This is a genomic window from Leucobacter sp. Ag1 (assembly GCF_000980875.1).
Lineage (GTDB): Bacteria > Actinomycetota > Actinomycetes > Actinomycetales > Microbacteriaceae > Leucobacter > Leucobacter iarius.
This window is the reverse complement of sequence record NZ_LAYO01000048.1, coordinates 1-11,591: the sequence shown is the minus strand read 5'-3', so window position 1 is coordinate 11,591 and position 11,591 is coordinate 1. Positions and strand designations below refer to the sequence as shown.

Below are 11,591 nucleotides of genomic sequence, written 5' to 3'. Positions count from 1 at the left end.
TCGGCGACTCCCGCGTCTACCTCCACCGGGGCTCCGAACTCGTGCAGGTGACCCGCGACCACTCGCTGCAGGAGGAGCTGCGTGCGGAGGGCAGCGCGGACGCCGAGCGCGTGTCGCGCAACGTGATCACCCGGGCCCTCGGCTCGCTCGACTCCCGGCACGACGCCTGGCTGGTGCCCATCGAGGCGGGAATGCGCGTGCTGATCTGCTCGGACGGCCTGACGACGGAGGTCGGCGACGACGACCTGCGCGCGGTGCTCACCATGACCGCCGACGTCGACGCCGCGGCCGACGAACTGGTGCGGCGCGCCTGCGCCGCCGGCGGCCGCGACAACATCACGGTCGTGCTGGTCGAGGTCGCCGGGGGCGGATCCGCGCCGAGCGGCGGGTTCGACGACGAGGACGAGAACGACCGGACCATCGAACGGACCCGGCCCGGCGCGCGGGCCTGAACGGCGCGGAACGCCCCTCCGAGCGGGCGTTCAGAGCGCATCGTGGGAGAATGCTCCGGTGCTCGCTCCGGGGATCGGCCCGCGCGACCGCTGCGAGGAAGGAACACGGTGAGGATCGAAGTCGAGGCCGTCACCAAGGGGCCGGGCGGCCGTGCGCTGCCGCAGACCTCGCTGACCGTCGAGAGCGGCCGAGCCGTGTTCGTCGAGGCGGAGACCGCCCAGCGGCCGACCGTGCTCGGGCTCATCGCCACGGGCCGCATGAAGCCCGACACCGGCGCGGTCCGCCTCGACGGCGAAGCCGACCGGCGCGCGCTGCGGCACCGCACCGCGCTCGTGGACGCGCCCGACGTGAGCGAGCCGCACGGCGACGTCCGGCTGGGCGACGTGGTCGCCGAGGAGCTCATGTTCGCCGGGCAGCGCCGCGGACTGCTCGCGGTCCGGCGCGAGCTCGATCGGCTCGGGCTCCGCGACGAGGAGCGCACGATCATGGCCGACCTCGCACCCGGGGCGCGCGTGCGCGCACTGAGCGAGCTCGCCCTGCTGCGACCCGACGTCGAAGCGCTCGTGATCGTCTCGCCCGACCGGCACGGCGGCGATCCCGAGGAGTGGTGGCGCATCGCGTGCGAGATCGCCGAGCGCGGGACCGCCGTGCTCGTGATCGCGGGCCTCGCGGCCCGCGCCGCGATCGAGGCCCACCCCAACGGCTGGGGGACGGGCGAGGTGACGCCCCTGCGTGCCGAGCATGCGGCGAGCATCGCCGCGGCGCTCGCGGCCGATGAGGCGGAGAGCGCCGGCACCGATGCGCACGGAACGGGAGCAGACGCGTGAAGATCCTGCAGATGATCCGCTCCGAGTTCGCCCGCCTGTGGGCGACCAAGATGGCGCGCCTCGCGTTCGTGGCGCTCATGTGCGTCCCGCTGCTCTACGGCGGGCTCTACCTCTGGGCCAATCAGGATCCCTACGCCAAGCTGGACCAGGTGCCCGTCGCGCTCGTCGTCTCGGACGAGGGCGTGCAGCACGGGGATACGACGCGCAACGTCGGCGACGAGGTCGCGAAGCAGCTCATCGACGACGGCAGCTTCGACTGGAACCGCGTGAGCGCGAAGGAGGCGAAGCGCGGCGTCGGCGCGGGGGACTACGACTTCTCGGTCACGATCCCGAAGGACTTCACCGCGGCGCTCGAATCGTCGCGAGGCACCGATCCGCATCGCGCGGAGGTGCTGCTCACCACCAACGACGCGAACAGCTATCTCGCCTCGACCATCGGCGAGCAGGCGGTCAAGCAGATCCGCCAGCAGATCGTGAAATCGGTCAACCAGGAGGCCGCGAAGCAGTTCCTCGACGGGCTCGCCCAGGTGCGCACCTCGCTGGGGGAGGCGCACGAGGGCACCGTCAAGCTCGGCACCGGCGCGGGCTCCGCGAAGGACGGCGCGAAGAGCGCGAAGGACGGCGCGGGCAAGCTCGCCACCGGACTCGATCAGCTGCGCACGGGGACCGCGTCGTTGCCCGCCCAGACCGAGCAGCTCGCGAACGGCGCGGCGAAGGTCGCGGGAGCCGACGCCGAGATCGCCCGGATCGGGCGCGAGGTCGCGGGCGGCAGCCAGCAGGCGGTGGATCGGCTGGCGGGGGACCGTCAAGCGATCATCGACGAGCTCAAGAAGGCCGGCCTCGACCAGGCGGCCATCGACCGGGTCGCGGGTCGCCTCGACCAGGCCGGCTCCGCGCTGCGCGAGGCGAACACCAAGGTGCAGGGCGCGAGCGCGCAGCTCGACCAGCTGCAGGCCGGATCCCAGCAGGTGGCCGACGGTGCGCGCAAGCTCGCCGACGCCACCCCGCAGCTCGCGAACGGCATCGCCACCGCGGCGGACGGGGCCGGAACGCTGACCGACGGGCTGGGCACGCTCGAGACCGGGCTCGGCACGCTGCAGAACGGCATCGGGACGCTCGGTCAGGGGCTCGCGGCGGGCATCGAGAAGATCCCCGCGAGCGACGCCGCGCTGCGCGCGAAGCAGGCGCAGAACATCTCGGATCCGGTCGACGTGCAGACCTCGAAGGTCACCTCCGCGGGCACCTACGGCGCCGGTCTCGCTCCGTTCTTCGTGAGCCTCGCCGCCTGGATCGGCATCTACGCGCTCTTCCTGATCCTCAAGCCGGTGTCGCGCCGGGCGATGACCGCGCTGCGCAGTCCGCTGCCCGTCGCACTCGCGGGCTGGGCGACCCCGGCGCTGCTGGGCGCGATCCAGATGGCCGCGCTGTACGCGATCGTCACGGGGACCCTGGGCTTCAGGGCCGAGCATCCGTGGGCGGTGTACGGCATGATGGCGCTCGCATCGGCCACGTTCGCGGCCATCATCCTGGCGCTCAACGTCTGGTTGGGCAGCGTCGGCCAGTTCATGGGCCTCGTGCTCATGGTGCTGCAGCTCGTCACCGCCGGCGGGACGTTCCCCTGGCAGACGCTGCCGGAACCGCTCGCCACGCTGCACCACTACCTGCCGATGTCGTTCGCGGTCGACGGGATCCGGCAGGTGATGTACGGCGGCAACCTCTCGCACGCGGTGAACGATGCGCTGCTGCTCGGGCTCGTGCTCGTGGCCGCGGTGCTGCTCTCCGCGGTCGGCGTGGGGCGGCAGATGCGCTCGCGCACGCTGCGCGACCTGCAGCCGAGCCTCATCGGCTAGCCCCGCAGGCCGCAGGCCGCGCGCACTGCCGCCCGGCCCGCGGACCGCGCATCGCCGTGTGCGTCGAGGCTGCTCGCGAAAATTGGCTATGTCATATTTCCGCGGTGCACGCCGGGAGAACGGTGCACAAACTCGCTCCATATAAGGGGCATGAACCGCACGGGATCCAGTGCGCGTACACACGCGCATCAGCGTGCCAGAACTGTGACCTTTTCCGGTTCCTCGACGCCGAACCCGTCAGTACCATTGCACTGGTAGTCGAGGCGGACTCCACCGGGAGCCGCACCGATCCGACGATTCGACGAAGCATCACCGGAAAGGAACACCGATGTTCTCACGCCCCTCCACCCGCCGACTGGCAGCTGCCACGGCGCTCGCCGCAGGCGCGGCACTCGCACTCTCCGGCTGCTCGGGCGGCCTCGCAAGCGGCGGCTCCGGCGGCGGTGACGAGAAGGGCGCCATCAAGCTCGGCATGCTCGCCCCCTTCTCGGGCTCCGAGGCCGCCTTCGGCGACTACATGAAGAACGGCGCGCAGCTCGCCATCGACGAGATCAACGCCAAGGACGGCGTCGACGGCCGCAAGCTCGAGCTCGTGACCGAGGACGACGCCTGCGACGCGACCACCGCCGTCGCCGCCGCGCAGAAGCTCGTCACCGCGGGCGTCAAGGGCAGCGTCGGCGGATACTGCTCCGGCGCCACCCTGCCGACCCTGCCGATCTTCAAGGACGCCGGCATCGCCATGGTGATCCCTGCCGCGAACTCGAACCAGCTCGTCGGCCAGGGCGCGTTCCTCGTCAACGGCACCGGCACGCAGCAGGCCGAGGCGGCCGTGAAGTGGATCACGAAGGCGAACGCGAAGACCGTCGTGATCGTCGACGACAACCAGGCCTACCCGAAGGACCTGGGCGACTCGATCGAGAAGCAGGCCTCCGGGTTCACCGTCAAGCGCGAGCACGTGAACCCGAAGGAGAAGGACTTCTCGGCGAACGTCAACAGCATCCTCTCGTCGAAGCCGGACTACGTCGTCTGGACGGGCTACTACCAGGCCGGCGGTCTGCTCATCAACCAGCTCCGCGGCGCGGGCTACACGGGCCCGATCCTCGTCGGCGACGGCTCGGTCGACGCGCAGCTCTCGGCCATCGCCGGAGCCGACTCGATGAAGGACGTGTACGGCACCTTCACCCGCACGCCCGACATGCTCGAGAACGGCGACAAGTGGATCGCCGACTACAAGAAGGTCTCGGGCGGGAAGGCCCCCGGCCCCTACTCGATCCAGACCTACGAGGCGGTCAAGGTGATGGCGCAGGCCATGACCGACGCCAAGGGCACCGACTACACGAAGGTCGTCGATGCGCTCAAGGGCCTCAAGGACTTCCCGCTGCTGACCGGCAACCTGACCTTCGCCGCGGACGGCTCCCGCGAGGGCGGCGGCTTCGTGATCGTGGCCCCGACCGGAACCGACGGCGCGTTCGTGCTGAAGGACGACCTGAAGTAGCGGGCGCTCGAGGACGGGGAGTCCGTCGTCGCGCTCGACGACGGGCTCCCTGCCCCCACGCGTCCTCTCAGGTCTGAGAGGCACCACATGTTCCAACTCATCTGGAACGGGCTCTTCGTGGGTTCGTTCTACGCCCTGGTCGCCCTGGGCTACAGCATGGTCTACGGGATCATCAAGCTGCTGAACTTCGCGCACGGCGACCTCTACATGCTCGGCTCGTTCTTCGCCTTCGTGGTGCTCGGCGGGGTCACCGGGCTGTTCGGGATCGGTTCGATCCCGATCCTGCTGCTCGTGCTGCTCATCGCGATGCTGCTGACCGGCGGCATGGGCGTGCTCATCGAGCGCGTCGCCTACCGTCCGCTCCGCAAGAGCCCCCGGCTCTCGGCGCTGATCACCGCCGTCGGCGTCTCCTTCACCCTCGAGTACGCGGTGCGGCAGATCTTCGGCGCGAGCCCCCTGGTCTTCCCCGTGCGCCTCGGCGGCGGCCAGATGGAGATCCTCGGCGCCCGCGTCACCATGCCGCAGATCGTGCTCATGGTCGTCGCGGCCGTGCTCATGTTCCTGCTGCAGCGGTACGTGATGCACTCGCGCGAGGGACGCGCGATGCGCGCGATCGCGCTCGATCAGAACGCTGCGCTGCTCATGGGCGTCAACGTCAACAAGGTCATCTCGCGGACCTTCTTCATCGGATCGGCGCTCGCGGGCGCGGCCGGTGTGATGGCGGCCGCCTACTACGGATCCATCGACTTCCTCATGGGATTCGTGATCGGACTCAAGGCGTTCACCGCGGCGGTGATCGGCGGCATCGGCAACCTCTACGGCGCGATGGTCGGCGGCATCGTCCTCGGCATGCTCGAGTCGTTCGGCACGAACTTCTTCGGCGGGGAGTGGCGCGATGTGTTCGCGTTCGGGTTCCTGATCCTGTTCCTCGTGTTCAAACCCACCGGCCTGCTCGGCGAGCGCGTCGTGGAGAGGGTGTAATCATGGCGAAGACCACTCGGCGCCTGGAAGCGCCCAAGCCCTTCCTCGAGCGGCCGCCGGCCGTCTCGGGCCTGCTCGCCCCCGAACGGTTCATGAAGGTGGTCGCCCTCGTGCTGTTCGTCGCGGCGGCCGTGCTGCCGTTCATCTCGGCGAGCCCGTACCTGATCTCGATCCTCACCTCGGCCATGATCTACGTCGTGCTTGCGATGGGGCTCAACGTGGTGGTCGGCTACGCCGGGCTCCTCGACCTCGGCTTCATCGCCTTCATGGCGGTCGGCGCCTACACGAGCGGGATCCTCACCACGACCTTCGGCTGGAGCATGCTCGAGACGATCCCGGTCGTGGTGCTCGCCTGCATCGTCGCCGGCCTCGTGATCGGCGGCCCGACGCTGCGCCTGCGCAGCGACTACCTCGCGATCGTCACGCTCGGTTTCGGCGAGATCATCCGCATCACGGCGAACAACCTGGACATCACGGGCGGCCCCTCGGGCATCCACGGGATCCCCACCTGGTCGTTCTTCGGCTGGTCGTTCTCGGACGGGCTCGTGCTCGGCGGCATCACGTTCAACTCGAAGATCCTCTTCTACTACTTCGTGCTGTTCGTCGGCATCGGTCTCGCGGTCGTCGCGGTCTCCCGCCTCGGCAAGGGCAAGCTCGGTCGCGCCTGGAAGTCGGTGCGCGACGACGAGGACGTCAGCGAGGCGATGGGCATCAACGGCTACAAGACGAAGCTGATGGCCTACATCATCGGCGCCGTCTGGGGCGGCTTCGCGGGCACCCTGCTCGCGGCGCACCTCTCGGCCATCTCGCCCAACAGCTTCGAGTTCCTGTACTCGGCGCTCGTGCTCATGGCGGTCGTGCTCGGCGGCATGGGATCGACGCCCGGTGTGATCATCGGCGCGCTCTTCGTGTCGCTCGCGCCCGAGTTCCTGCGCGAGTTCAGCGAGTGGCGCTACCTGCTGTTCGGCGTGCTGCTCGTGGTCGCGATGATCTTCCGCCCCAAGGGGATCTGGCCGGCCAACGCGGTGCTGCCGTTCCTGAAGAAGCGGCAGATCCCGCAGGTGCCGCCGACGGCGGTCGTCGGCGTGGTCGGCGAGCTCGACGACGACGCAGAGGAGGGACGACGATGAGCGATACCCAGGCAACCGCCGCGGCCCCGACGGATCCGAGCCCGGGCGGCGCCCGCGGCCCCGTGATCCTCGAGGTGCGCGACCTCGCGGTCTCGTTCGGCGGCATCAAAGCGGTCGACGGCCTGAGCTTCTCGGTGCACGAGGGCGAGATCGTCTCGGTCATCGGACCGAACGGCGCGGGCAAGACGAGCGCCTTCAACTGCATCTCGGGCTTCTACCGGCCGAACGCGGGATCCGTCGTGTTCGACGGCGAAGCGATCACGCGCAGGAAGCCGTCGAGGATCACGCAGCTCGGCATGGCGCGCACGTTCCAGAACGTGCGGCTCTTCAAGGAGATGACCGTGCTCGACAACGTCAAGACGGGCATGCACTCGCGGCTCCGGCAGAACGTGTTCGACGCGATGCTGCACACCCCGCGATACCGCCGCAGCGAGGCGAAGTGCACGGAGGACGCGCGCGGCTGGCTCGACTTCGTCGGCTTCCGCGCCGACGACGAGCTGCTCGTCACGCAGCTGCCCTACGGCGAGCAGCGCCGCGTCGAGATCGCCCGTGCGCTCGCGACGGAGCCGAAGCTGATCCTGCTCGACGAGCCCGCCGCCGGCCTCAACCACAACGAGAAGCAGGAGCTGATGGCGCTGATCCGCAAGATCCGCGCGCTCGGCGTCGGCATCGTGCTCATCGAGCACGACATGGGCCTCGTCATGGAGATCTCCGAGCGGATCGTGGTGCTGAACTACGGCAAGGAGATCGCCGACGGCACCCCCGCACAGGTGAAGAACGATCCGCTCGTGATCGCCGCGTACCTCGGAACGGAGGATGACGAATGAGCAAGCTCGTGCTCGAGGATGTCGAGCTCTACTACAACCGGGTGCACGCCCTGCGCGCGCTGTCGTTCGAGGTCGGGGAGGGCGAGATCGTCGCCCTGCTCGGCAACAACGGCGCCGGCAAGACGTCGACGCTGTCGATGCTCTCCGGGCTCGTCCGCGCGAAGAGCGGCCGGGTGACGTGGGGCGACAAGGACCTGACGAAGCTCCAGCCGTGGGACATCGTCGGTGCCGGGCTCCTGCACATCCCGGAGGGGCGGAAGATCTTCTCCACCATGACGGTGCACGAGAACCTGCTCCTCGGCGGGTACCTCGTGAAGGATCAGAAGCTCATCCAGGAGCGCGCGGACTACGCCTACGAGCTGATGCCGCGCCTCGCGGAGCGGCGCACCCAGCAGGGCGGCACCCTCTCGGGCGGCGAGCAGCAGATGCTCGCCCTCGGCCGGGCGCTCGTCGGAGGGCCGAAGCTGCTGCTGCTCGACGAGCCGTCGATGGGTCTCGCGCCGCTGATCGTCAAGCAGGTGATGGAGATCATCGCCGCGGTCAACAAGCAGGGCACCACGATCCTGCTTGTCGAGCAGAACGCGCGCGCCGCGCTGAAGATCGCGGACCGGGCCTACGTGCTCGAGTCGGGCCGCGTCACCATGTCGGGCCCGGCGGACGAGCTCGCCGCCGACCCGCGCGTGATCGAGGCGTACCTGGGGGCCTAGGCGCCGACCGCCGGTTGAGCGAGCGGAGCGAGTCGAAACCCATCCGGTCTCCTCCCGTTCCCCGCTCAACCGGCGGTTCGCTGCGCTCTGCGCAGCGCCAGCCCCGACGCGACCGCGCTGCTCGTGACGATGAGCGCGACACCGATCCACTCGGCGGGCTGCAGCCGCTCGCCGAGCAGCACCCAGCCGACGAGCGCGGCCCACACGGGGCTCGTGCTGGTCAGGATCCCGAACAGGCCGGCCGGGAGCCGGCGCAGGGCCAGCAGGTCGATCACGTAGGGCACGATCGACGAGAGCAGCGCGCAGCCCGCGGCGAGCAGCAGCGCCGTCGCCGTCGGCGGATGCGCGGCGAACCAGACGATCGCGATCGGCAGCCAGACGACGGCCGCGACCGCGCTCGCCGCCGCGGTCCCCTCGATGCCGGGCAACCGCCGGCCGAGCGTGCGGTTGAGCAGGATGTAGCAGGCCCAGGCGGCCGCCGCGATGAGCCCGAACCCGATCCCGACGAGGTCGGACGCCGGGCCGGGGTGAGTGAGCACGACCACGCCCGCCGCCGCGAGGAGCGCGCACGCGGCATCGACGATCCGGCGCGAGCTGAGCAGCGCGACGGCGAGCGGACCGAGGAACTCGAGGGTGACGGCGAGGCCGAGGCCGATCCGCTGCACGGAGAGGTAGAGCGTGAGGTTCATGATCGAGAAGACGAGCGCCAGCCCGAGCACGGGCCACCACTCGGCGGCGCGGTAGCGCGCGAAGCGCGGGCGGGCGACCGGCAGCAGGATCGCCGCGGTGACCAGCTGCCGCACGGCGACGACGCCGACCGGACCCATGACGGGGAAGGCGAGCGCCCCGAGCGCGGCGCCCACCTGGTTGACCGCGAACCCCGAGAGCGACATGGCGATCCCGAGCGCCCGCGCTCGGGTCGGTGCGGGTGCGGGCGCGGTCGGCGCGTCCGGGATGCCGGTCGCGGTGCTGCGGGCGATGGTCATGCGGGCAGGATAGGGGCGATCCGTTCGCGGGCGTGGTGCGTTCTGCGACGCTGCCATACGATGTGGTTATGGAGTGGACGCTGCGCGAACTGCGGTGCTTCGTGACCGTGGCGGATGCCGGATCGTTCACCGAGGGAGCCGCGCGGCTCTTCGTCTCGCAGGCCGCCGTCTCCCGGACCATCGCGGGCCTCGAACGCGGTCTCGGGGCGCAGCTGCTGCGCCGCCTGCCGAGCGGGTGCACGCCGACGCCGGCGGGGTGGGAGCTGCTGCCCGCGGCCCGGCGCGTGCTCGCGGAGGCCGACCGGTTCACCGAGTTCGCGGGATCGCGGCGCGAGGTTCTGCGGGTCGGCTACGCGTGGGCGGCGCTCGGCGTGCACACGGCCCGACTGCTGCGGGACTGGCCCGTCGAGGAGCTGGGAGCCGAGCTCGAGTTCGAGCGCGTGGAGATCGCCGACCGGAGCCTGATCGAGGGTCGCTGCGACATCGCGATCATGCGGCGGCGTCCCGCCGACCCCGGGCTGGAGTCGGCGGAGATCGGACGCGAACGCCGGATGGTCGCCTTCGCCGAGGACGATGCCGAGTGGGGGCGCCGCCGCCAGCTGACCCTCGACGAGATCTCCCGTCGCACCGTGATCGTCGATGTGCGCTCGGGCACGACCGATGCCGGGCTCTGGGCCGGGGGAGCCGTGCCCGCGTTCCTCGAATCGAGCAGCGTCGACCAGTGGCTCGACCTCATCGCCGCGGGGCGCGGGGTGGGCATCACCGCCGAGGCGACCTCGCACCACCACCGACGGGACGGGGTGCGGTACCGCGGCATCTCGGACGTCGAGACCGTGCCGGTGCTGCTCGTCTGGCGGCGCGGCGAACGCGATCCGGCGGTCGATGCGCTCGTGGGGCGCGCGCGGGCGCTGTACGCGAGCGGGTCCGAGGCCGCTACTCCAGGTCGAGGAACGCGCCCAGCGGAAGCGGCTGCGCGACCGGACGCTTCGCCGAGGTGGTCAGCGAGCCCCGGGCATCGCCGCCGCTGAGGCACGACACCGCGAACCCGCAGACGCGCCCCTGGCACCAGCCCATGCCGGCCCGGGTCACGCCCTTCTCGGTGCGCAGATCCTCGGCCGCGAGCTCCGCCCGGGCTTCGAGCAGGGCACCCGCCGAGACCTCCTCGCAGCGGCACACCACGGTCGACTCGGTGAGCCGATCCCGCCATCCCGTGGGAACCGGGTGAGCGAGGTGCATCGCCTCCGCGAACCCGCGCTGCCGCGCGAGCGCGCGCAGCTCCCCGGGCGCCACCGGACCGGACGCGCCCGACACGACCTCGGCGCCCGCGGAGCGTCCGGCGATCCGTCCCTCCAGCACCGCGAGCACGGCTCCGCCGACACCCGTGAGCTCGCCCGCGAGGAACAGGCCGGGCACCGAGGAGCGCCCGTGCTCGTCGACCTCGCAGACGAGCGAGCCGTCGACGTCCACGCGGGTCGCCGCGCCGAGCTGCACGGGGAGTTCGAGCTGCGGGGTGAACCCCCAGCCGAGGCCGACGCCGTCGACGCCGTCGATCACGCGCTCCGATCCGGGCACCACGCCGCCCGCGCCCGAGACGCGCGCCGTGCGCACCGCCTCGACCCGGTCGTCGCCCAGGATCTCGGTGATGACCGTGCGGATCCGGTACGGGATCCGATGCCGCAGGAACGCCCATGCGTACTCGGCTCCCTCGAGCGCCTTCGCGGGCACGCCCGCGGCGCGGTGCGCGCGCGGCAGCCAGCCGGTGAGCGACGCCGATTCGCAGACCGCGGCGACCGCGCCGCCGGCCTGCACGATGTTGGCGGCGACGGGCAGCAGGAAGGGCCCGGTGCCGGCGATCACGAAGCGGCGGCCCGGCAGCATGCCGTTCTGCTTCACGAAGGCCTGGATGCCGCCCGCCGCCATGACGCCGGGCAGGTCCCAGCCGGGAACGGGCAGCTGCCGGTCGTAGCCGCCGGTGGCCAGGACGAGGCGCGATGCGCGGATCGACGGTACGGGTGCGGATCCCGCGCCGTGCGCCGGCGCGAGCTCGAGCGCGAAGCGATCGCCGCCCCCGGACCCGCCGCCGATGCGCCGTGCCATCCAGACGCTGGTCGCCGGGAAGTACGCGATGGCCCCGGACGAGACGCCGGAGTCGAACGCGGCCCGCAGCGCGAGATACTCGCCCCAGCCGTGGTGGAACGCGCCGTCGTCGGTCACGCCGGCGGCTTCGGAGCGGTGCCGCCAGAACTGGCCGCCGGGCTGCTCGGCGGCGTCCACCACCGCGACGCGCGCGCCCTGCGCGACAGCCTCGCCGGCGGCGGCGAGGCCCGCGGGCCCG

11 protein-coding genes are annotated in these 11,591 nt (G+C 71.2%); 9 read left to right on the top strand and 2 right to left on the bottom strand.

Annotated features, from left to right (window positions below):
- The 8 genes from XM48_RS18130 to XM48_RS00870 form a co-directional block, all read left to right on the top strand.
- On the top strand, nucleotides 1-452 hold a 452-nt coding region (locus XM48_RS18130; RefSeq protein WP_046453890.1), incomplete at its 5' end, for a PP2C family serine/threonine-protein phosphatase.
- A gap of 108 nt (nucleotides 453-560) precedes the next feature.
- On the top strand, nucleotides 561-1,280 hold the full coding sequence (locus tag XM48_RS00900; protein WP_046453889.1) for a hypothetical protein: 720 nt from the start codon (nucleotides 561-563) through the stop codon (nucleotides 1,278-1,280).
- The gene (locus tag XM48_RS00895; RefSeq protein WP_046453888.1) at nucleotides 1,277-3,130 is read left to right on the top strand and encodes a YhgE/Pip family protein; all 1,854 of its coding nucleotides are present in this window, start codon (nucleotides 1,277-1,279) and stop codon (nucleotides 3,128-3,130) included. The genes XM48_RS00900 and XM48_RS00895 overlap by 4 nt, the downstream gene beginning before the upstream one ends.
- A 328-nt stretch (nucleotides 3,131-3,458) precedes the next feature.
- Entirely contained in the window at nucleotides 3,459-4,625 is a 1,167-nt protein-coding gene (locus XM48_RS00890) for a branched-chain amino acid ABC transporter substrate-binding protein (RefSeq protein ID WP_046453887.1), read from the top strand.
- A gap of 87 nt (nucleotides 4,626-4,712) precedes the next feature.
- On the top strand, nucleotides 4,713-5,606 hold the full coding sequence (locus XM48_RS00885) for a branched-chain amino acid ABC transporter permease (RefSeq protein ID WP_046453886.1): 894 nt from the start codon (nucleotides 4,713-4,715) through the stop codon (nucleotides 5,604-5,606).
- Nucleotides 5,607-5,608: 2 nt separating this feature from the next.
- On the top strand, nucleotides 5,609-6,736 hold the full coding sequence (locus XM48_RS00880) for a branched-chain amino acid ABC transporter permease (RefSeq protein ID WP_084820840.1): 1,128 nt from the start codon (nucleotides 5,609-5,611) through the stop codon (nucleotides 6,734-6,736).
- On the top strand, nucleotides 6,733-7,563 hold the full coding sequence (locus XM48_RS00875; RefSeq protein WP_084820839.1) for an ABC transporter ATP-binding protein: 831 nt from the start codon (nucleotides 6,733-6,735) through the stop codon (nucleotides 7,561-7,563). Before XM48_RS00880 ends, XM48_RS00875 begins: the two co-directional genes overlap by 4 nt.
- Nucleotides 7,560-8,270, top strand: a complete 711-nt coding sequence (locus XM48_RS00870; RefSeq protein ID WP_046453885.1) for an ABC transporter ATP-binding protein — start codon at nucleotides 7,560-7,562, stop codon at nucleotides 8,268-8,270. Before XM48_RS00875 ends, XM48_RS00870 begins: the two co-directional genes overlap by 4 nt.
- A gap of 65 nt (nucleotides 8,271-8,335) precedes the next feature.
- Here XM48_RS00870 and XM48_RS00865 read toward each other — a convergent pair whose 3' ends face one another.
- Nucleotides 8,336-9,256, bottom strand: a complete 921-nt coding sequence (locus XM48_RS00865) for a DMT family transporter (RefSeq protein WP_156174884.1) — start codon at nucleotides 9,254-9,256, stop codon at nucleotides 8,336-8,338.
- 68 nt (nucleotides 9,257-9,324) lie between these two features.
- Between XM48_RS00865 and XM48_RS00860 the strand changes: the two genes are divergently transcribed.
- Nucleotides 9,325-10,284: a LysR family transcriptional regulator gene (locus XM48_RS00860; RefSeq protein WP_084820838.1), complete on the top strand. Its 960-nt coding sequence runs from the start codon at nucleotides 9,325-9,327 to the stop codon at nucleotides 10,282-10,284.
- On the opposite strand, the gene XM48_RS00855 is transcribed toward XM48_RS00860, so the two are convergent.
- The coding region (locus XM48_RS00855) for an NAD(P)/FAD-dependent oxidoreductase (protein WP_046453884.1) at nucleotides 10,190-11,591 on the bottom strand (1,402 nt) is incomplete at its 5' end. The two genes, XM48_RS00860 and XM48_RS00855, sit on opposite strands and share 95 nt — an antisense overlap.

Bases quoted from the DNA above. Each gene is read 5' to 3' on its own strand.
- XM48_RS00890 (WP_046453887.1), top strand. From the start codon at position 3,459: ATGTTCTCACGCCCCTCCACCCGCCGACTGGCAGCTGCCACGGCGCTC.
- XM48_RS00885 (WP_046453886.1), top strand. From the start codon at position 4,713: ATGTTCCAACTCATCTGGAACGGGCTCTTCGTGGGTTCGTTCTACGCC.
- XM48_RS00880 (WP_084820840.1), top strand. From the start codon at position 5,609: ATGGCGAAGACCACTCGGCGCCTGGAAGCGCCCAAGCCCTTCCTCGAG.
- XM48_RS00875 (WP_084820839.1), top strand. From the start codon at position 6,733: ATGAGCGATACCCAGGCAACCGCCGCGGCCCCGACGGATCCGAGCCCG.
- XM48_RS00870 (WP_046453885.1), top strand. From the start codon at position 7,560: ATGAGCAAGCTCGTGCTCGAGGATGTCGAGCTCTACTACAACCGGGTG.
- XM48_RS00865 (WP_156174884.1), bottom strand. From the start codon at position 9,256: ATGACCATCGCCCGCAGCACCGCGACCGGCATCCCGGACGCGCCGACC.
- XM48_RS00860 (WP_084820838.1), top strand. From the start codon at position 9,325: ATGGAGTGGACGCTGCGCGAACTGCGGTGCTTCGTGACCGTGGCGGAT.